Origin of the sequence: Sedimentibacter sp. (assembly GCF_032080165.1) — a bacterium.
Lineage (GTDB): Bacteria > Bacillota > Clostridia > Tissierellales > Sedimentibacteraceae > Sedimentibacter.
In genome coordinates, this window is the sequence record NZ_DAMASY010000006.1 from 1 (window position 1) to 21,258 (window position 21,258).

Sequence of the window (21,258 nt, forward strand, 5' to 3'; positions counted from 1 at the left end):
AAGTGACCTAAAATTAAATGACCTTTTGACCTAATTTTCAGTTGACAAATACAACAGCTCTATTTATTGACTAAAAGTAATTTTTGTTTCTCCGCTGGTCTCCATTTACCTGTATAAAAAATATATAAAATTCTTACTATTCGTTTTTTGAGTAGACCTGGAGGTGAGTAAATTTTTCTTGACATTAGTCTCATAGGACTATATACTGTAATGAATAGTCTTATAGGACTAAATAAGAAGGGAGAAAAAAATATGAGTAAAGGTATTAAAGTAAACAAGGAATTTGAAAGAGAAGTTATCAAAATGGAATTGCAGATTAATTTTAAAAATAAGCCTTTAGGGGTTAATTCTGATTATCTTATTCCTTTTGTTGATGATTGTCTTAGTGATTATGGAAGAGGTTTATTGATAGATTTGATTTGCGGGTTGTCTGTTGCTGGTGTTATTGATTATGCCGAATACAATCGTTTGTGTTCTGTTGTAGACCGTTTGTAAATAATTATGCGATTATATGGAGATTGTAATGTATATTATTATCCAAATAAGGCACAAAATCCGTATAAGATTGTATTTCATAAGCAACGGTTTATATCACCTGAGGAACAATTAAAATTTATTGAGAATGAAGAAACTGAAAAAAAAGAAAGTTTATTTGAGTTAACGGAAGGAGAAAAGCTTTTGAATAATATAGCGCGTGTTAAGTCTAAGGTCAGAGATTATGCATTTTGTAACGATTGGGATTATTTTGTTACTTTAACTTTTTCAAAATTTAAAATAGATAGATATGATTTGAAAGAAGTAAAAAAGCGAATGGGTAAATTTTTTAATAATTATAAGAATCGCAAAAATCCGGATTTTTGTTATTTGCTTATTCCTGAGTTCCATAAGGATGGTGCTATTCATTTTCATGGGCTTATTAAGGGTCTCAGAAATGAGGATTTAAAGCTTTTTAGTTTAGATGATGTGATACCTGTTTATATTCAGTCTCAATTACGTAAGGGTTTACCTGTTTTTGATTGGGTTGATTTTCATAGTAGTTTTGGATATACAACTATAGAGCCTATTCGTAATGCTGATGCTGCTTCTAATTATATTTGTAAATACATAACAAAAGATTTGATTTCTCTTCCTCTTGGGACATGCTGTTATTTAAATAGTAAGGGTTTAAAAGTTCCTGATTTAATACATCAAGATTTTGGTGGAATAGTTCCTCAATGTGATTATGAGAATGATTTTATAGCTATAAAGTGGATTGATTCACTTGATTCTTATAATAGTGTTATTTTTAATCTTTAAAGTCTCATGAGACTATTTCGACGGAAAAGTAGTTATTTTGCGACATAAAATAAATATATCACAGTGGGGTTTTTATCTACTCCCCACTGTAATTACATGTCGATTAAAGTGAAACTTGCAATAATTACTTTTAGTTATGAAAATATGTAATTAAGCTCGAAAATATTAAAGTAAAACATTTATATATTGAAAAAATATCTTTATCAAAAGTTACTATATATTGAGGAAGCTTAATTTTATATGGCTATTCGCTGCGATTAAATCCATCTCCTTCATGCCATTGTTCTTTAATTTGTTTATGTACAATGCCTGAAATTCTACGTGCTATTACGGTTGAAATATACTGATAATAAAAGCCATCATGAGTATAACTTTCATTTTCTAATGGTTGCAAATAAACATAATGTGGTTTTCTCATATGAAGTTTTTTAGCAGATGGCCATATAGATTTAAGCTTAAAAAACATCTCATCTTCAAATATTGCAAGTAAACAACTACTGGTAATCATAGATATATACTTATCTTTATCATTTAAATTAATATCTTGTTCATATCTAAGATTATAACTTAATCTATGTATTTCACTTTCCCCCAAAACTCCTAATATTTTCTGAACATAATCTCAGTTGAACTACAATTTTCAATTATATCTTCATAATCATCATCTGTTATTCCTATATAGTCAGATATTTCATCAAAATTTGTATATTCAAATAATTCTTTTTCCTTATATTTTTTTAATAACATTGTATTATAAGAATTTCTTACTATAGAGACCATATAAGAATCCATTTTGCAACAATTTATTTTTTTGACTGCATCAATATATTTTATTATCTTTTCAAAAGAAATTTGAATCAATTCATCTGCTTCAAATGTGTCTTTTGTTAAAAACATTGCATATTTCCACATAGTTTTTCCATGCTTAATATAGAGATCTTCAACAAAACTTCTTTCTTCCTCATTTTGTATTGCTGTAATAATTGCTAAAATATGAATCCCCTCTCTGACTATTGCATTTTATTGTTAATAATGTTAGTTGCAAAAAATGTCTGTAATTAATTTTTTATCAATTTATATTATTTAAGACAATAAAAATCATATTAAATAAACATAATACACTTAACACAGAAAACAATGCTTTATTAAAACTCCAAAATCATATCATACCACTCAGCTCCGCCGTGTTCGGATTTTGATATACCTTTATTTTTGAACCCAAACTTTGAATAGTAATTAACGAGATATTCTTTACATGTTAAAATAACTCCTTTTCGCCCATTTAATTTTGACACATCTATCATATGATCCATTAATTGCGCTGCGATTCCTTTATTACGATATCCAGGAATCACATCCAGACCGAATATAGCCTGGTATTCCCCATTCGGAATGTGTAAAGCAGCATCACTGAATAATTCATCATATATAGTAGTTTCATTGGTTATGCACCCGTTAATAAAACCAATTATTTTTCCACCATCTTCTGCTATAAAAAAACTTTCCGGAAATGTTTTGATTCGTTGTTTGAATGATGCTTTAGTAGCTGCTTCTGCCTCCGGAAAACATACTGCTTCAGCTTCTGATACTGCATCTAAATCTTCTGTCATTACTTTTCTTATATTGATTTCCATTAGATTTCTCCTCCTTTATTTATAGATAACTATTCAATATACTTTATTGATACTAACTCGGCTGTATCAACAGCCTCTGTTGCAGCAAAATGTATATTAAAATCTTTAATTGTTATTTCGCATTCCTTAATGAAAGGTGCTTCGCCTAAAATTTCCTTTAAATTTTCATTAATAAATCTAAATCCTCCCTGCCCCCTTGTATCCTCAATATGAAGAGGAATTTTTTCTATACTTTCTTTATCTGCAACAAAATATACTTGGTATCCAAAATCATCATCTACACTTACATATATTTTTCCTGTCAATGTTACTTCTCCAGTAAATTGTATTCTAATTCTTGCTAATTCTTCCGGTAAGTTTTCACTACAGTGATAAAGGACGGAAATATCTTCAGCAGCCATGCCTAAATATGTATCACCTTCAAATATTTCAACAGTATTTTCTCTATCCTTAAAAACCCCATAATTTACATCCTTCGTTAACAAATCACTACTACCGGTATTTTCTTTACTAAAATATCTAAAACCTAAAACATGAGATTTTTCATTATCTGGTGAATAACTATATATACGACTTGACAATTTAAAATGCGTACCATTTTTATCTGACATATCATCATAAGATTTTTCAAATAAATATCCGAATTTATCATCCGAAGATGCAATTAGTATCTTTGAAGGTTTTCTTCTGTTAACAAAATAGTATTTACTTTCAACTGTTTGAAAGCCATCCGTTTTATTTTCAACTACAATTAAATAGTCCTCATCAAATCCCGTTATTCCTATGTTAGAATTTCCCCAGGTCCTGGGCCAATGCCATAGTTGTAAATTATATAGTAATTAGATGTTTTAAATTTTCCCCTTCCTATAGCTGAAAAATTAGCAAGTTCATCATATAATTTGTTTGTTTCAGTAAACCAAACAGAAAAAATATTGCTGGTTCCTTTATATGTAGGGAAATTATTTTTATATTCATTATCCACTATTATTTTCCCAATTTTTCTGTATTGAAATACATCTCCTCCGGGATAAACATTATAAAAACCTTCGCTTTCAATTTCACCTTCAAAACTGATTATCACGCCGCCATCATTGTATCTGCGTACATTTTCTACAATTAATCCGCAAACTTTGTCTTTTGGCTGCACATTTTCATCCAAATCATTAGTAGCATAAACCTTACCTTCATATTCAACAGTTCCAATGGTATCTGTCAATTTAACATTTCTTAGATAGGCTGCCTCTGTATTAGCTGTAAAATCTGCTTCAATCTCTACTTTATATATGCCTAATTCTTCAGGTAAATCTTTAACACTATCTAAATTGTTAAATTCCAATGGTATGCTGTTGTCTCCAATTTCAAAGGGATAATAATTGTAAAGAAATTCTCTGGTTTCTTTATCAGGAATAAAATACAAAAAGTATGCACCTGAATTACCGTAAATTCCATCAGTTATAATTTCACCTGATAAAATACCGTTTCTATCTATCTGCACATCTTTTGGCTCTTCTTCAATGCTTTCATTTTCCTTTACGTAACTATCAGAATTATTATCACTTACGTTATTTGCGCATGCGGTTGACAATGTTAATATTAAGATTATAGTTAATAAGTTAATTATTTTCATATATCCCCCTGAAATTAAATAACATTTGCACAATATTCATTGCCTTATTATACCATATATGAGTATATATTCTCAAGTCAGCTGTTCATGTTTTTGTAATTTTGACATTAAGAATATTATTGCCGGTATATAGATTAATGCAATTACTCCAAAAGTTAATGTAAGCCCTATTTTCTCTGCTATAAATCCGAACAACGGAAACACTCCTATCATAAATATGCTGAACCACAAGCTTTCAAATGACAATATGGTTGCTCTTGATTCTGATGGTATTCTTCCGTTAATGTAATCACTTAATATTGTAAATGCTAATCCCCCTGTTAAATTTGTTAACAGGTAAAAACCTATAGAAAATTCAACTATAAATGCCAATCCTGCTAATGCAATCATGTTCAATACGGATAAACTGATTAATATTTCCCTGATATTCAATCTGTTTTCTATTTTATATGCATACTTTGAGCTAAATGCTTCTATGACGCTTCCTATGGCACAAATAACAGCAATTATGGTCTTTGTATAACCCATGTCTGAAAAAAACTTCTGACTGTAGAAAAATACCGTTGTTTGCAAGCTTCCCAGCAATGCTGAAAACATAATAATATATAAAACAACTTTTCTGTATTTAAGTACATTGATACTTATTTTTAACTGATTAATAAATATATTTTCTTTTTGTCTTTTTAAATTGCCGATGTTAAACTCTCTATTATTAACTCTTGGCTCTGTAAAACTTAAAGACACTAACAAAGCTAAAAGCTGTATAATTGCACCAACCATATAAGCGTACAGGAATTTAACATCAGCTAATATTCCTCCCAGTAAAACTGCTATACCTTGGGAAATCGACATAACAAAAGCCATCTGTCCCCATATTTTTTTATATTTTCCCTCTTCGCCTGATTCTTTTAAGCTGTCGTAAATCAATGCTTCTGCAGCACCTGAGTTCAGGTTCATTGCTGCACTGCTTAAAATAAAGGAGATAGCAAATTCAAGAAAACTATTTGCTGTAATCATCAGGATGCATGAAATTAAATTCACCACCCTCCCTACTATTACACTAAATTTCCTTCCGTATAAATCTGCAATTGCACCGGAAGGAATTTCTAAAATCAACCCTGTGATATGATAGATTGATTCAAGGATACCTATTTCAATTAATGACATCCCTTTAAATGCAAGATAAAGTACCCATATAGCCGATGTCATATTCAATTGCAAGAAAAAGTTATATATATAACCTATAGATATATTTCGTTTTAATTTAATACTCATTGTTCCTCCAAAATATTATGTTTTAAAATTCAAAAAATAAAATAAGCTCTCTTAATGAAAGCCGTATGGAAGAATGAGTATCCTTAATAAATAAAAAAACTCAAGTAAAACCCGAGTCAGAATTCATAATTTAAAAGAACCAGAACATGGATTTATACATTTGCTGTTTTCATACTAAAAATGGATACACTTCTCCCGTAAAATTGAGAAATTCCATTTTTTGAAACAGAACTGCTGAATTTACATTGCTTATTCAAAGTAAGATTTGCAGTATCAAATGTTATTACCATTATATCCTCCTAAAAAATTATGGTTAAATTATATAATAATTATTAATAAATTACAACCTTTATTTATATTATCGCGAATTGTTTATTAAATGAATATAATTTAAATTAACCTACGCAATAATCACTTTGTTTTGTTGTCAGAATATTATATTAAATAATAAAAGAAAGGAGGATTTGATATGATTCAGGTTATTTATACGGTACAACCCGGAGATACACTTTATAAAATAGCTCGTCTGTATGGCAGCACAATAGAAGAAATTGTAAATGCAAATAATATAACAGATCCTGACTTGATTTATCCCGGTTCTGTTATATTAATACCTGTTAAGGAAGAAGATTTAGAAACACCGCCCGGCAGCATTATATATACAGTGCAGCCCGGAGATACTCTATATATTATTTCACTGCTTTTTAAAGTCAGTATACAAGATATTCTGTCATTAAACAATATTACTAACCCATCATTAATTCATCCGGGTATGAAAATTATATTGCCAAGGGATGCCGTAAACCCCTTTGTGCCTGTCGAACCCGGAATTATACATTATACGGTACTACCCGGAGATACTATATATAAAATTGCAAGCAGATTCGGAACTACTGCTCAGTCAATTTTAAATGTTAACCCGGGATTAGAACCACGACAATTAAGACCAGGTATGACCATAACAATTGCACTTCCGGAAAATGCTGTTGCCATATATATTGGGAATCCATCCAGAAAAATGGTCGCTTTAACCTTTGATGCAACCTACGGTGATAATCAAACATATGAATTGTTAGAAATATTAAGAAATAATGACATAAAAGCAACGTTCTTCCTGACGGGTATCTGGTTAATCAATTTTCCTGAGCTTGCAAGAGCTATAGCAAATGAAGGTCATGAAATAGCAAATCATAGCTATACTCATCCTCATATGCCTCTGATATCATTACCGGAAGTCAGAAACCAGATAGTCAGGACCCATGCTCTTATAAATAATGTTACCGGCTTAGGTTCATATTTATTCAGACCGCCACACGGTGAATACACTCAGGCAATTCTTAACGAATTAGCCTCTCTTGGTTATATAACTATCATGTGGACTATAGACTCATTGGACTGGAAGAATCCGGGAGCTGATGCAATAGTCACTCGAGTAGTTGAAAATGTCGAACCGGGCGCTATTATTTTAATGCACCAGTCTGCACCTGATACACTTAAAGCACTTCAAACGATGATAACAAAATTAAGAGAAAAAGGTTACGATTTTGGAACAGTCACTCAAGTTATAGATCCTCTATAATCTAAAAAAGGGATATACCAGCTTGTTGGTATATCCCATATAATATAAACCCCTTAATAATTCATATTTCTTTCGTATCTTATGGTTTCATTGTTAACTACTAATTTAAAATAGTCTAAAACTCCTGTTTCCATTAAACCATATAATCCAATGTTCACAACTAAAATAATCGTCACAATAAAAATTGAAAATAAATCATATTTTATAATTATGTTTTCCGTGCCCTTTTTTTGCAATTTCACATAATAAAGTATTTCTGCACCTATTAATATCAGTATTGCCGGCCATAGCTTGATTGCTATTTCAGTAGCTGATAGCATACTGAATTGTGCAACAAATATGATAATTCCAAAACCAATCAGAATTATAGCCATAGATATGGTGCCTACTCTTTTAGTCTTCAGTATAATCACTCTCCTCCTCTATCACTATCTCATTATCTTCCTGAAAAGTATTCTTTTCTGAATCATTTTCCATAATATTCTTTGACTCTTTCTTGTTACTCTTTAACAATACTAATCCCATAACAATAAATATTAATGATACTATGGATGTTTGTATATATCTTCTTAATTCATAAGGTATAAGCGGGTATAGTATTCTTTCAAGTATTATTACTATACCTATTCCAATTAATCCATAACCAATCCATTCATGTTTTATATTCGGCAGTTCTATCTCTTGTTCCTTAATATTATTTTTAAAACCTTCTGCTATATGCATTGCATCAAAAAAACTATAAAACCATATTAGCGGTAATAAAAATAACAGTAACGATATGCCTAACCAGCCCATGAAAAATATAGAGAAGAAAAATGAGCCCATTAACATCAATCCTTTTTTCTGGTACCCTATATACATATGACCTGCTCCGGGAACAATCGATAAAGCCATTGTTATGCTTTTTTTGCTGCTTATTATTTCCTCTTTATTTATATAAGTTTTTTCCTGACTGCCTGTTGCCGTGTTTTCATAAAATCTTCTTTCTGCTAATCGCCATGATGAAAACAAATCCAATACAGCTATCAGCCATAATACTGAGTACCCAAACATAAATAATAATATAATTTGACTTGTACTATATGTTATAAATTCAAGGAAAATTGTCGCCAAAACACCTGCTCCAAGCATTCCTAAAAATATAATCCCTCTCTCTCTCAATCCTATATACAAATGAGCCAACCCCGGTATAAAGGATAATATAAATCCTATAAATTTACTCTTTTCTATCAACATTATTCCTCCTCAATCATATTTTTTTCATTATTCTCAATACTTAACAACAAGCTTGATGTTGAATCTATTATTCTGTCAGAAAAATTAGCTATTAAATTCTGCCGAACCTGAACTTCCTGTATAGATGATGTTATCTTAGGAACTGAATCTACCAAATTAGTGTAAAATCCGCCTAATGTTAAAAATATCGTTACGGAAGCTACTGCAGCATAGTAACCTAATTGATATTTTATGGATTTATTAACCTTATTGGCATTAAGCTTTACAATCCTGGATTTAGATATATTTTCTAATACCCTTGACGTAAAGTTTGATGGAACCATGTCTCCGACATAATCTTCCTCTTGTTCATTTATTAAAGAGAGAAAGATATCCAAACAAGTTTGACAATTATATAAATGCTCTTCCATTTCATTCATTTTTTCATTTGATATTGCTTTATTTTTATAAAGCAACCACTCAACATAGTCATAATGATTCATCTTCGTACCTCCACTTCTCTCTTAATAACATCTTTGCCCTATACAATCTGGATGCAATTGTTTTTATAGTTACATCTTCCTCTTCAGCTATTGTTTCATATGATTTTTCTCGAAAATAAAATTTTTCTAATGTAACTCTATAAATATCCGGGATACTGTCTAATGCTTTTTTTAACTTATCATGTTTATATTTCTCTAATAATATCATTTCCGGATTAGCGTTTAAATCAACATTATTATCGAGCTCCTCAATTGCTTCATCCTTGAATTTAGCTCTTTTCTTCCGCAACCAGTCTATTGATTTATTAGTTGCTATACGACCTATCCAAGCCTTAAAATTATTTTGATCATATTTGGGAAGAGAGACATAAATTTGGAAAAATACTTCTTGTGCAACATTTTCTGCTTCATCATAATCTTTAATAAAATTCAGAATAATAGCAAATACATAATTCTTGTAATTGTTAATTAATATTGAAAATGAATCTTCATCTCCCAAAGCCGCTTTTTCAATTAAAAGACTTTCATTTTTCATGCCTCCCCTCCTCTCTACATAATAATAACGAATAATATTGATAAAGTACTGCAAAAATAATAAATATTTTTTCAACATTTACTTTGAATATATCATCATTACAACAAAAAAGCACCAATTAATGGTGCTGATATACGAGACGACCCAAATCTATGATTTGGTGTCGGTCGCTTATACTGTAAGTGCAACTATATTTTTATTTCTCTATAATCCTTTACACTCGGCCTTATTTTTGTACATTCGTTTATCAGCCAATGACAGTAAATCATTTATTTTATTTGAATTTATTTCGTGTAAAAAAGCAACTCCAACAGCATAGCTTATTTGAATTTCATTTTTTAATGTATTATATTTATTAACTTTTTCTTGTAAAAAATTCAAATAGTCATTTAAATTTTCTTTTGTACAATTTTCAAAGATTCCGACGAATTCATCTCCGCCGTTCCGGCAAATAAAACCATACGGTTCACTGACATCCTTTAATATTTTGCTGAAATCCTGTATTAATTTATCCCCTGCTTCATGCCCAAACAAATCATTAGTATCTTTAAGATTGTTTAAATCAACATAAACGCATACTAAATCAGGTCTATTATTAATTTTATTGTACTTTTTTACAATTTCATTGCAATATGCTCTGTTAAATAAACCTGTCAATGCATCTATATATACAACATTATTTAATTCGATATTTTCTTTTTGTATTACCAATTTGCTGAAATATTGATATATGCCGAAAATCAATATAAGTATTATGCTTGAAAATAATTTTTTACGTATTGAAGCCAATTTTATTTCCTTTTTATAAATATATTCTTGAGTTTCAATAACTAATTTATCAGTTAACACAAAAAAATCTTCACTCAAATAGTATAGTTTTTTTGAATCGGAACCCAATCTATGATTATATAATTCATTCTTTAATACTAACCAATCTGTTTCAATAATAATAAGTAATTTCTTAAGTTCTATTTCTTCATGAATTACAAGTTGATTATTATTATTTAGCTGAAATATTACTCCGTCTAATTTTTCTATCAATTCATTGTTTTGAATTCCTTCTAATTCCTGCTTTATTAACCTTTGGGTCTCTCCCCTTAATATGCCGGCATAATAAATAGATTTATCGTCCTCATGCATTATTTCTAAAGTAAAATCAACAGAGAAAATACTGATAATCAATGATATAATCATTAAAATCATTGAAATTTGTATTATCAGTTTAATAAAGTTATTTTTTATAAATAATACTATATTCATAACTGTTATCCTATTTATTCTTAATATTTATATTAACTTTCTTAACATATGCATTTGATCAATCAATTTATTTTGTGTGCATCCGTAAACATTCCTGCTTCACTCATAACTTATCTGCAAATTTTTATGTTTGGAATAGTATTTAACGTCTCAACATCCATAATAAATACAACCTTTCCGATAGATTTGGCATATTTATTTATGGCATTTATTTTACTTGTATTATTGGTATACAATATGATATATTTAGATTTATTTATCATATATAAATTGCGCTTTATCATGCAGTCATGTGAGAAATTATGTTGAAGCATAACTTCTTTGTCAATATTTTGCATAATAGAATAATACTTGTCCCTCTGAGTTTCAGTCCAATCTGTTGCATAATTTTCATACGGTATTACTCCCTCTAAAGTAACACCGGAAAATTTAGTTTTTAATTCAAGAATAATTTCGGCAGAAATTTGTTCTAACCCAAATTTCATTCCGCTTATAAAATGATTTACTGAAAAATCTTCAACTAAGCTTCCAAGTATTTCTTTAAGCTTTAATTCTAATTTAATATAATCGGGATTATTATGGTTTAATTCTATAAAACAATCTTGCGAGTAATAATCGATAAAACAGCATGTCTTATTTTTTTTCAATTTACACCTCGTATTCTGATATTAATAAAATTAATACGCTGTATGCTTACCATTACAATTATAGCTTATTTAATACGCTGAAAGCAATAGTTAATATATAATAGAGGTGATAGAATTGAAAGAAAATATGATTCTAATTGGTAAAAGATTACGTAAGCAGCGGGAAAAATTAGATATGACTCGTGAAGAATTTGCTGAAAAAGCCTGTATCTCTCCTCAATTTCTCGCTGAAATTGAGAATGGAAAAAAAGGAATGTCAGTGACAACACTTTATAAAATATGTAATAACTATAATTTATCTGCAGATTATCTCTTATTTGGTCGTTTATCAAATGATGTTTACCCGGATAATAAAAGTTTAACTGAGCCATACCTTTCTTATACTGAGGATATCCTTGAAATTGTAAATAATATAATTTTGGAAACACAAAATAATTATAAATCAACACAAAAAAAAGACAGCTAAAAATTGCCATATGCTGTAATACAAAACTCTCCTCAGAATAATATTCTGAGGAGAGTTTTTATTATTGATTCCAACAATGATTTAAAGGACCTCTGCCTTTTCCTATATTCAAATTGGCTTTTAAAGCTCCTGTTATATAATTTTTTGCGTTTAATATGCTTGTCTTTACATCATGTCCCTCTGCTAAATTACATGCAATTGCCGATGACAGGGTGCAGCCCGTTCCATGTGTATTAGGATTATCTATTCTTTCCTGCTTATACCACATAAAATCTCCGTCATTATAAAGCAAATCATCGCTACAGGAAGTTAAATGCCCTCCCTTAATAAGTATATAACCGGAATAATTTTCGGATATTTTAACTGTTGCTCTTTGCATATCTTCTTTGTTTTCTATTTCAAAGCCACAGAGTACCTGAGCCTCCTGTATATTAGGTGTTATCACTGTTGCCAGTGGCATCAATTTATTTATAAGCATTTCAACGGAATCATCCTTGCAAAGACTACCACCGCTCGTAGCCACCATTACAGGATCAAGAACTATTTTCTTTGCTTTGTATTCAATAAGCTTATCTGCTATAACTGATATTATTTCTTTATTTGAAACCATTCCGATTTTTACAGCATCGGGATAAATATCGGTAAAAACCGAATCCATCTGCTGCGCCACAAATTCCGGTGAAGCTTCTGATATACCATACACACCTATAGTATTTTCAGCTACTAATGCTGTTATGACACTCATACCGTATATTTTATGACAGGTCATTGTTTTCAAATCTGCCTGAATACCTGCACCGCCGATTGGATCGGAGCCAGCTATAGTTAATACTTTTTTCATTTTTGTCTCCTTCATTTGATTATTTGTTTTGTTAGATTTAATAGTTCTAAGGTTGCATTTTTAATATTATCCTGTGCAAAGATCGCTGATACGACTGAAATTCCTGCAATGCCTGTGTCTATTAGTTCAAGAACATTATCTTTAGATATGCCTCCGATTGCAACAACAGGTATACTTACTGCATCGCATATTTCCTTTAATGTTTCAAATGAAACTGTATCAGCATCAAGCTTTGTAGACGTATTAAAAATTGCACCTGCACCTATATAATCTGCACCGCTTTGTTCTGCTTTAACAGCTTCTTCAACTGTTACGGCTGAAAGACCTATTATTTTATTAAACCCAAGTTTTTCTCTGACTGTTTTAATTTCTTCATCGCTTTGCCCTATATGTACTCCGTCAGCATCAATTGAAGCTGCTACATCCACATTATCATTTATTACGAAAGGAATATTGTATTTGTCAGTTACTGCTTTTACCTCTCCAGCAGTTTTTAAAAACTCTTCATAGTCTAAGTTTTTTTCTCTTAGCTGAATAAATGTTGCTCCCCCCAATATTGCCTCTTCAACTGCTTCGGGAAGTGTTTTTTCTTTTAACCAGGTACGGTCGGTAATTGCATAAAGCAGAAGTGCTTTATTATCTAATTTCAATCTTAGCACCTTCTTTCAGCATCTCAGCATCAATTTTACTCATAAAATCAATTAAATGACATTTAAGTGAGGATGTTCCGTCATCATTTTTTTTCATTTTTTCATAAGCAAGTTCACCGCATAATCCCATAGCACATACTGCAGCAGCAGTTGCGCCGGAAAAATTATCCTTATTAACACCGCAAAAAGCACCTATAATTGAACTAAGCATGCAGCCTGTTCCGGATATTTTGCTCATAAATGGGTGGCCATTTCTAATAACGTATGCTCTTGTCCCATCTGCAACAATGTCTATGGCACCTGTAACTGCCACAACAGCAGATAGTCTCTCTGACAATGAGTTTATATATTTAACAGTTTCATCGATATTTTCTTCGGTGATAGTATCATCCACACTGGCATCTACACCTCTTGTTCCACTTGTACTATCTTTGCCCACTGTTTTTATTTCAGACATGTTGCCTCTAATCACAGCAAATTTTACTGCTTTCAGCAATCTGAAAGCAGTATCCGTTCTGAATTTTGAAGCCCCTGCCCCTACAGGGTCAAGTATGACAGGTATATTAAGTTCATTTGCCTTTTTACCTGCTTTTAGCATTGATTCCACAGTTCTTGAATTTAATGTACCTATGTTTATTACCAAAGCATTGCATATTGATGTAATTTCTTCAACCTCATCTATATCATCCGCCATTATGGGTGAGCCACCACAAGCTAACAATATATTTGCACAATCATTCACTGTTACATAATTTGTTATATTATGTACTAATGGTGTATTACTTTTAACATTTTTAATAATTTCTGAAAACATGTTTAATCTCCTTTTGTTTTATTTTTAAATAAAATATTTTAATCCTTTTCTTCCATACTGAAAACTGACAGTAAGTATATCTTTATTGAATTTTTATATTTTTCTAAAAATTATACATTCAAAAAAGTTTTATTTTTAATTTTGTCTGTAATCACACAGATAATTAAGGTAATAAACATTACAGGTATAGTGCTTCCCATAACCATATCCACATATAAAAGCACTCTGTAAATTGCAAATCCTACAAGCCAAATAATAAAGTTTACCTTATCTACAGATTTATTAAGGTTGTCTTTTTTTAGAATAAAATAATCTGCTATCAATATAGAAATCATAGGGGTAAAAACAGAGCCTATTAATAATAAAAAGCTTTCAAATTGTTCAACAGGCATTAAAATTGCTGTAACAGTACCTATAATACATACCAGAATCGACATGGTTTTTTCAGAGAAGTTGCTGTTAATTGTTTTTAAGCTGACTCCCGCAGAATAAACATCCAAATAAGTTGTTGTCACTGTTGAAAATAATATTATTAACACTCCCAAAATACCAAATCCTGCTTTATACATTATTACGGCAATATCGCTTTCTCCGGTGAATATGGCAGCTCCTAAGCCGATTGTATACATGAAGACACTGCCCGCAAAATATGTAACTACACTGACACGGGATGCGGTTAAAGGGTGTTTTGCATCCTTGGTGTAATCGGAAATAAGAGGAAGCCATGATAACGGCATTGCAATTGACAGTTCTATTGCAGCTCCGAAGCTCAATTCTCCGCTTATGTTTGTCTGTGAACCTCCTTTAAAAATCATAGAGCTCAAAAGAATTGTCAGTATAAACAGACTTCCCACAGCAACAATATTGACTTTCTCCAAGTTTTTAGGTCCCATAATAACCCACACAAGAATAGTAGCTCCGATAATAACACACCACAACAAATTGGCCTGCATACCGATGCCTGTACTTAACATAATTCCTATCGCTCTTGAACCTTGTATTATCATTATGGCACTCCATCCTACAAGCTGTAGAACATTAAGAAGCGCAAAAAAATTTCTTCCCTTGTTTCCAAATGATAATCCCACGGATTCCATGGATGATTTGCCGCTTTTAGCACCTATAATTCCCGCATAGTACAAAAGAATACATCCGATTATATGCCCTGCTATTATTGCAAAGAATCCTCTTGCAAAGCCGAGCGGCACAAATAATGTTCCTGTAAAAATTTCTGCAATAGACACGGATGCACCAAACCACAATAATCCATTGCTCAACGTTGATGTTTTGTAACTTTCCATAACTCAAGTCCTTTCTATAAGCAGACGACCCAAATCTTTGATTTGGTGTCAGTCACTTATACTGTAAGTGTAAAAAATGGGATTTACCAACATGTGGTATATCCCATTCATTTTCACAAACAGTTCCCTACGTTGGCATTATCCAAATCAGGTTCGGTCGAAACTAACAGTTTCCTCTCAGCCTATTAATAAGCTCCCGATATTTAGTTAAATTAATTATAAAACATATTTATTTATAAGACAATGGTTTTTTTAATTTTATTTATACATATGGTAGTAATTTACTCCGGCTGTAAATACAACTTCTCTGTATTCGGATAATTCGTCTATTGTCACAAGCTGAAATCCTCTTTGAATTAATTCCGGAATTACTATTTTGGATGCCTTAACAGTACTGTCATATAAATCATGCATCAGTATAATATCTCCGTCCTTTACATCTTTAAGAATATTCTCAACAATTATTCCGGCATTTCTGCTTTCCCAGTCACGTGTATCGATCGACCATTGAATTATCGGCTTTTGTATTTTTTTATTTAACTCTTCACTTGTAGTTCCATATGGCGGTCGCACAACTGTTGGTGTATAACCCGTAGCTATATAAATTAAATCATCTGTTCCTTGAATTTGCTTGTATAATTCTTCGTCACTTATTGTTGTTAGATTTTTATGATTATAGGTATGATTACCTATTTGATTACCTTCACCTATCATTCGGTTCAATATATCCTTGTTGCCATGTACCTGAGATCCTAATACAAAGAATGTTGCAACCGAATTGTTTTCTTTTAATGTATTCAATATTTCAGGCGTATATTTAGATGGTCCATCATCATACGTTATAGCGATCATTGGTTTATTTGGATCTATTGCTCTTTTATTTATACTTTCATCAACAACAATAGGTCCTTGGGCTTCAGTTATTGTGTATTGTACCTTGCCCGGTGTATTTTGCTCATTTATTTTAATACTTTCTTTAGTATCAGAATATACTTCATCATCGTTATAAATATTTGCTTGAGCTACATTCATATCTGTACTCATTAACAATATCATCATTAAAGCAAACATTAAAGTTAAAATTCTTTTTGTCATAATATATCCCCCTATATGCATTCGTATATTAATATCATATATCTCCCGATATAAAACATCAATATTAACAAATAGGATATACAACCATATATATCATAGTAATGACAATTATTTTAATGAGTACCATTTTGTGTATTTGATATCCCGAAGCCCCTTAAAGCAACTGTATTTTATTCACCACCCAAAAATTTTTTAACATGATTTCCTCCGTTTAATTATATATTTTCTATTTATAAGCTTATTGTTTTTGAAGTATAAGAACAACAAAGTGCAAACCCGTCACACATGCACCTATTAAAGTAAATGTATTAAATACTGTCCATGATAACAATGAGGATGTCAAGCAAATTAGAATTCAGTTACCATATCCAAATGAAATCAAATTAAAATATGGAAATTTGATGTATGATGTCAAATCTCCACTATTTCCGCTTAAATATTTTTTATTCTTTATTTAGCAGCGTTTTTTTATACTCTGCTTTATTTTCATACATACGTTTATCTGCTAATGACAAAAGGTCATTCATTTGGTTTGAACTTATCTCATGTGAAAAGGCAACACCGATAGCATAGCTGATTTTTATTTCACTTTCTTTAGAATTATATATACGAGTTTTCTCATTTAAATAGTTCATATAATCATTTATATTCTTTTGTGAACAATTTTCAAAAATAGCTACAAATTCGTCTCCGCCGTTGCGGCATACAAATCCGTAGGGACTGCTTGCTTCTTTTAGAATTGCAGCAAAATCTTTTATGAATTTATCTCCTGCTTCATGTCCAAGTAAATCGTTAGTAACTTTTAAATTATTTAAGTCTATATACACACATGCTAAGTCCGGTAAAATTTCCATTTCATTGCATTTTAGAATAATCTCATTACAATGTGCTCTGTTAGGCAAACCGGTCAAATTATCAATATATGCGACTTGATTTAATGCAACATTTTTATTCTGTACCAAAATTTTACTAATAAATTGCTGTATGCTGAAAATTAATATCAAAATTACACTTATAAACAATCTTGATCTCATGGAAGCCAATTTTTCTACTTTACTTTCAACATATGCTTGAGTTTCAAATACTAAATTATTAGTCAGTTCATAATATTCATCACTTAAATTATAAAGCTTCAGAGGATCAGCCCCGGATCGATAATTATAAATTTCTTCTTTCAATTCTATCCATTTTATTTCTATAATAGAAAGTAATTCTTGAAGTTTTTTATCTTCATGTATCGCAAAATGATTATTTTTATCATGTGTTTTTAACTGATTAATTATACCGTCTAATTCTTCTATCAGTTCATTGCTTGGTCTGTTTGCTAATTCCTGCTTTACTAATAGCTGTGTTCCTCCTCTTATAATCCCCACATAATTAACAGACTTACCGTCATCACGCAGTATTCCAATTGAGAATTCAATAGAAAAAATACTTATTATCAATATTACTATAAATAAACTCTGAATTAATAATTTAACAAGATTATGTTTAATAAATATCAGCATATTCATATATGAGTAATTATCCTTTTAGGGCTTGATTGAGAAAACGTTTTAATCATCTATTCTCTCTGCCTTTTCTTACAATATATTACAATACATTGCATATTAAAACAAGAATTATTTACAGTAAAAAAATTTTATTATATGCAAAAGACAATTACTGTTATTTATACTCCGTAAGTTTCCCTGCTTCATATTTGTACATTGTGGGTTCATGATCTTGTAAACCTGTTATAACAATCCATTCGCCATCTATTATGTCTAAGTATGCATATAAATTTCCGGTAGCTTCGGTTATTTCAACTTTCTCAAAATGATCATTATTCCATTTGTATATATCTGCATAGGGCGGTAAGCTTCCTGCAGAACCGGCAATTAACTCCTCCTGACCGTCTCTGTCTAAATCTGCGACAGTGGGAGTACCCATAGTTAATAAATTTTCCCATTCATTACTATCTTCATTATAAGCAATTATTTTCATTTCTATATAGGTTGCACCCATGTCGCCAACAATATTAATTTCTTTGATACCATCAAAGGTCCTGTCTGCTAAATCTACATCTATATCATGAAATCCATAACCGCTAACAACTCCAAGTTCATATATTTTATTATCATGCTCTAAAAATCCATATATTGTTCCCTCACCAGGTCTTAACTCAGGGTTTTCGTTACTGTCTATATACAAATGTATTGTTGATTCTATCTGATTAGGCAAATCACCAAAATAAATGCTTTTTCCGTTAATCCATCCTTCTTTCGGTAATCCTTCTTTTAATGATGTCTTTGGTACAGGTGTAAAATCTAAATCAATTACATTTTTAACTGTATTGTCACCATTTTCAATGACATCATTATCGTTCTGTATTAAATCATCATTATTATTTGTACATGCTGTAAGCATCAGAATGATTGTCAAAAAAATTAGTTTTACTTTCACATTAATTCCTTCCATATATTTAATTATACTATTTTTTAATATAATTTATATTTTATACTTAGATAATGCATTTTCAACACAATATTCGAAGCTTTCTGATGCTCCCCAGAAAAAAGCCTTCGTCTCTGCCGACTGTATAAGATGTAAACTTATCTCATATCCAACGCCATATTTTAACTCCATATTTATTATTTATTCTCTGATATGCAGTGATTCGGCTATTTTAATAATTTCTTCTCTGCTTTCATATCCGGAAATCATATGCACATAATTATTGTCATTAATTATTATGGTGGTTAAACCGTTTTTGGTATATATTATTCCGCTCTTCTCCTTAATTGTTATTTCTTCTGAGGTTATTCCCTCTGTGTCTACTGCCATGCTCACGCCTAATGTATATTGGTCAACCATAATTAGCTGTCCTTTTTCATTAGAGTAAACCAGAAAATGCATCAGCTTCATATCTTTGCTTTCTTCAACTAATTCATATCCTTCAGGCATGTATGAAGGTACGTAGACAGCTTCAATCATTTTAGGAACCTCAATATCTTCTTCATTATCAAATAAAATCTCCGAAAATTCGGCATATATTTTTTCAGTCAATTTTATTACCGGTAACCTTAAAGCTTCAACACTCATGGAGGCGGCTGCAATAATTATTACTAACGATGCAGCAACAATACTTCTTCTGACTCTGAATTTATCTATATTTACATATTTGATATTTGCTTTCTTTATTAAACGGTTCATTTTTTTATTGAATTCAGCAGAAAAGCTATGGTATTCTTTTAAATCTATACTTGAAGGAATGGTATTTATCTCATTTTCCATTGAAATTACCAATGCATTTTTTAATATTTCATTAACCATATAAATTTACCTTTCTTATTAATCCAATTGACTCATACTAATATGTTCTTTAAGCTCTTTTCTGCCATATATGAGTTCCCTGTGCAATTCTCCGTATGAACCTGAAACAGGTGTATTATCTGATATCTTAAATCCCAGTATATCTTTCCAAATTACTAATGCTCTGTTTATCGGTTTAAGCTTTAATAATGCACTCTGAATTCCCTTTATGTTATCATTACATCTTGATTTCGGCATAATCAAATAAATTTTAAATAATTCTAAAATAGTTAATTTAAACATACTTGCATTTACTTCATAATCTTCATTAAAATCTCTAATCGTATTAATTATTGCCTTTGTCGATATTTCTTCAGCAATTTCTTCATCACCTGTTAACTTAAAAGCAATCGCATATATCCTATTAAAATAAAATTCAGTATTCATAAACTCTACCTACCTAATATGCTATAAAAATTCTCTATACTATATAAACAATTTTAAGCTGCATATGGGGACAAAAAATTATAAAAAAAAGCAGAAATTTTTTTCTGTTTCAATTACAGCATAAGCGACTGACACCAAATCAGAGATTTGGGTCGTCTTGCTTTCACTTCCAGCATAAGCGACCGACACCAAATCGGAGATTTGGGTCGTCTGCTTACATTGCTTCGCCGATACTTTCAACTAATTTTTTTCTTCCTCTTTGTAATCTTTTCTTGACTGCCTCATTGGAAATATTTATTAATTTCGATATCTCCTGAGTACTGAGATCCTCTACGTACGATAAGTACAACACATCCTTATATATCACCGGTAAATTCATAATTTCTTCTATAATGAAATCAAAAGATAATTTCGACAATATCTCATCCTCTAAGCTTATATCGTATGAAACATTTTCATCAAAATCTTCAATTTCAGCAATTGGTTTTTGTTTTTTCAGTATATTCAAAGAAATGTTCCTGACTATAATTACAACATAACCCTTTGTTCTGGGACTTATAACATCTGATATGTTGTCCATGCTTTTAGCTATGTTTATAAATGCATCATGAACGGCATCTTCAGATAAATAATCATCTTTTAAGATGCTTTTGGCCACATAAAACATTGTAAGCTTGTAATAGTTGTAAATTTGTTCGAACTTACTTTTTTCTTCTTCAGTATCCAATAAATTTAAATAAATTAACATTACTTACCCCTTTTATTGTTTAATACTCATT

27 protein-coding genes and 1 riboswitch are annotated in these 21,258 nt (G+C 30.6%); of the genes, 4 read left to right on the forward strand and 23 right to left on the reverse strand.

Annotation, left to right across the window (positions count from 1 at the left end):
• The first annotated feature begins 252 nt into the window (after window positions 1-252).
• Complete coding sequence (locus RT412_RS09700) at window positions 253-495, forward strand: hypothetical protein (protein WP_313342959.1); 243 nt, start codon at window positions 253-255, stop codon at window positions 493-495.
• A gap of 6 nt (window positions 496-501) precedes the next feature.
• A complete protein-coding gene (locus tag RT412_RS09705) occupies window positions 502-1,296 on the forward strand; it encodes a hypothetical protein (protein WP_313342961.1) in 795 nt (264 codons plus the stop codon).
• A gap of 244 nt (window positions 1,297-1,540) precedes the next feature.
• Here RT412_RS09705 and RT412_RS09710 read toward each other — a convergent pair whose 3' ends face one another.
• The 7 genes from RT412_RS09710 to RT412_RS09740 all read right to left on the reverse strand — a co-directional run bounded on the left by RT412_RS09710 (window position 1,541) and on the right by RT412_RS09740 (window position 6,122).
• The gene (locus tag RT412_RS09710; protein ID WP_313342964.1) at window positions 1,541-1,891 is read right to left on the reverse strand and encodes a hypothetical protein; all 351 of its coding nucleotides are present in this window, start codon (window positions 1,889-1,891) and stop codon (window positions 1,541-1,543) included.
• Window positions 1,892-1,896: 5 nt separating this feature from the next.
• Window positions 1,897-2,310, reverse strand: a complete 414-nt coding sequence (locus RT412_RS09715; protein ID WP_398439307.1) for an RNA polymerase sigma factor — start codon at window positions 2,308-2,310, stop codon at window positions 1,897-1,899.
• 131 nt (window positions 2,311-2,441) lie between these two features.
• Window positions 2,442-2,930: a GNAT family N-acetyltransferase gene (locus RT412_RS09720; RefSeq protein ID WP_313342968.1), complete on the reverse strand. Its 489-nt coding sequence runs from the start codon at window positions 2,928-2,930 to the stop codon at window positions 2,442-2,444.
• A gap of 29 nt (window positions 2,931-2,959) precedes the next feature.
• Window positions 2,960-3,541 (reverse strand): hypothetical protein, encoded by a 582-nt coding sequence (locus tag RT412_RS09725; RefSeq protein WP_313342971.1) that lies wholly within the window; start codon window positions 3,539-3,541, stop codon window positions 2,960-2,962.
• A 170-nt stretch (window positions 3,542-3,711) separates the two neighbouring features.
• Entirely contained in the window at window positions 3,712-4,557 is an 846-nt protein-coding gene (locus tag RT412_RS09730; protein WP_313342974.1) for a hypothetical protein, read from the reverse strand.
• A gap of 72 nt (window positions 4,558-4,629) precedes the next feature.
• Complete coding sequence (locus RT412_RS09735; protein WP_313342977.1) at window positions 4,630-5,832, reverse strand: MFS transporter; 1,203 nt, start codon at window positions 5,830-5,832, stop codon at window positions 4,630-4,632.
• 152 nt (window positions 5,833-5,984) lie between these two features.
• A complete protein-coding gene (locus tag RT412_RS09740) occupies window positions 5,985-6,122 on the reverse strand; it encodes a hypothetical protein (protein WP_313342980.1) in 138 nt (45 codons plus the stop codon).
• 179 nt (window positions 6,123-6,301) lie between these two features.
• On the opposite strand from RT412_RS09740, the gene RT412_RS09745 reads away from it, so the two are divergent.
• The gene (locus RT412_RS09745) at window positions 6,302-7,411 is read left to right on the forward strand and encodes a LysM peptidoglycan-binding domain-containing protein (protein ID WP_313342983.1); all 1,110 of its coding nucleotides are present in this window, start codon (window positions 6,302-6,304) and stop codon (window positions 7,409-7,411) included.
• A 53-nt stretch (window positions 7,412-7,464) separates the two neighbouring features.
• On the opposite strand, the gene RT412_RS09750 is transcribed toward RT412_RS09745, so the two are convergent.
• From RT412_RS09750 to RT412_RS09775, 6 genes are all read right to left on the reverse strand, one after another.
• Window positions 7,465-7,824, reverse strand: coding sequence for a LiaI-LiaF-like domain-containing protein (locus RT412_RS09750; RefSeq protein ID WP_313342986.1), 360 nt, complete (start codon window positions 7,822-7,824; stop codon window positions 7,465-7,467).
• Window positions 7,805-8,647 (reverse strand): hypothetical protein, encoded by an 843-nt coding sequence (locus tag RT412_RS09755; RefSeq protein WP_313342989.1) that lies wholly within the window; start codon window positions 8,645-8,647, stop codon window positions 7,805-7,807. Before RT412_RS09755 ends, RT412_RS09750 begins: the two co-directional genes overlap by 20 nt.
• Window positions 8,647-9,129, reverse strand: a complete 483-nt coding sequence (locus RT412_RS09760; RefSeq protein ID WP_313342991.1) for a hypothetical protein — start codon at window positions 9,127-9,129, stop codon at window positions 8,647-8,649. The genes RT412_RS09755 and RT412_RS09760 overlap by 1 nt, the downstream gene beginning before the upstream one ends.
• Window positions 9,116-9,664, reverse strand: coding sequence for a sigma-70 family RNA polymerase sigma factor (locus tag RT412_RS09765; protein WP_313342994.1), 549 nt, complete (start codon window positions 9,662-9,664; stop codon window positions 9,116-9,118). Before RT412_RS09765 ends, RT412_RS09760 begins: the two co-directional genes overlap by 14 nt.
• Window positions 9,665-9,868: 204 nt before the next feature.
• Entirely contained in the window at window positions 9,869-10,924 is a 1,056-nt protein-coding gene (locus tag RT412_RS09770; RefSeq protein ID WP_313342997.1) for a GGDEF domain-containing protein, read from the reverse strand.
• 110 nt (window positions 10,925-11,034) lie between these two features.
• Window positions 11,035-11,571: an SLOG family protein gene (locus RT412_RS09775; RefSeq protein ID WP_313343000.1), complete on the reverse strand. Its 537-nt coding sequence runs from the start codon at window positions 11,569-11,571 to the stop codon at window positions 11,035-11,037.
• Window positions 11,572-11,686: 115 nt separating this feature from the next.
• Here RT412_RS09775 and RT412_RS09780 point away from each other — a divergent pair, with 115 nt between their 5' ends.
• A complete protein-coding gene (locus tag RT412_RS09780; protein ID WP_313343002.1) occupies window positions 11,687-12,037 on the forward strand; it encodes a helix-turn-helix transcriptional regulator in 351 nt (116 codons plus the stop codon).
• 61 nt (window positions 12,038-12,098) lie between these two features.
• On the opposite strand, the gene thiD is transcribed toward RT412_RS09780, so the two are convergent.
• The 10 genes from thiD to RT412_RS09830 all read right to left on the reverse strand — a co-directional run bounded on the left by thiD (window position 12,099) and on the right by RT412_RS09830 (window position 21,227).
• A complete protein-coding gene (gene thiD / locus RT412_RS09785) occupies window positions 12,099-12,878 on the reverse strand; it encodes a bifunctional hydroxymethylpyrimidine kinase/phosphomethylpyrimidine kinase (protein WP_313343004.1) in 780 nt (259 codons plus the stop codon).
• Between the two features lie 11 nt (window positions 12,879-12,889).
• Window positions 12,890-13,528, reverse strand: coding sequence for a thiamine phosphate synthase (thiE, locus tag RT412_RS09790; protein WP_313343006.1), 639 nt, complete (start codon window positions 13,526-13,528; stop codon window positions 12,890-12,892).
• The gene (thiM, locus tag RT412_RS09795) at window positions 13,515-14,342 is read right to left on the reverse strand and encodes a hydroxyethylthiazole kinase (RefSeq protein WP_313343009.1); all 828 of its coding nucleotides are present in this window, start codon (window positions 14,340-14,342) and stop codon (window positions 13,515-13,517) included. The genes thiE and thiM overlap by 14 nt, the downstream gene beginning before the upstream one ends.
• 110 nt (window positions 14,343-14,452) lie before the next feature.
• Window positions 14,453-15,643: a putative hydroxymethylpyrimidine transporter CytX gene (cytX, locus tag RT412_RS09800; RefSeq protein WP_313343012.1), complete on the reverse strand. Its 1,191-nt coding sequence runs from the start codon at window positions 15,641-15,643 to the stop codon at window positions 14,453-14,455.
• A 105-nt stretch (window positions 15,644-15,748) separates the two neighbouring features.
• Window positions 15,749-15,853, reverse strand: a riboswitch (TPP riboswitch).
• Between the two features lie 48 nt (window positions 15,854-15,901).
• Window positions 15,902-16,738, reverse strand: a complete 837-nt coding sequence (locus RT412_RS09805; protein WP_313343015.1) for a polysaccharide deacetylase family protein — start codon at window positions 16,736-16,738, stop codon at window positions 15,902-15,904.
• Between the two features lie 443 nt (window positions 16,739-17,181).
• Window positions 17,182-18,252 carry a GGDEF domain-containing protein gene (locus tag RT412_RS09810; RefSeq protein WP_313370781.1) on the reverse strand — a complete coding sequence of 357 codons (1,071 nt, stop codon included), beginning with the start codon at window positions 18,250-18,252 and terminating at the stop codon, window positions 17,182-17,184.
• Between the two features lie 154 nt (window positions 18,253-18,406).
• Complete coding sequence (locus RT412_RS09815) at window positions 18,407-19,183, reverse strand: hypothetical protein (protein ID WP_313343020.1); 777 nt, start codon at window positions 19,181-19,183, stop codon at window positions 18,407-18,409.
• A 192-nt stretch (window positions 19,184-19,375) separates the two neighbouring features.
• Window positions 19,376-20,053 (reverse strand): DUF4367 domain-containing protein, encoded by a 678-nt coding sequence (locus RT412_RS09820; protein ID WP_313343026.1) that lies wholly within the window; start codon window positions 20,051-20,053, stop codon window positions 19,376-19,378.
• Between the two features lie 18 nt (window positions 20,054-20,071).
• Entirely contained in the window at window positions 20,072-20,479 is a 408-nt protein-coding gene (locus RT412_RS09825) for a hypothetical protein (RefSeq protein ID WP_313343029.1), read from the reverse strand.
• A 214-nt stretch (window positions 20,480-20,693) separates the two neighbouring features.
• Window positions 20,694-21,227 (reverse strand): RNA polymerase sigma factor, encoded by a 534-nt coding sequence (locus tag RT412_RS09830; RefSeq protein WP_313343031.1) that lies wholly within the window; start codon window positions 21,225-21,227, stop codon window positions 20,694-20,696.
• Window positions 21,228-21,258 lie beyond the last annotated feature (31 nt).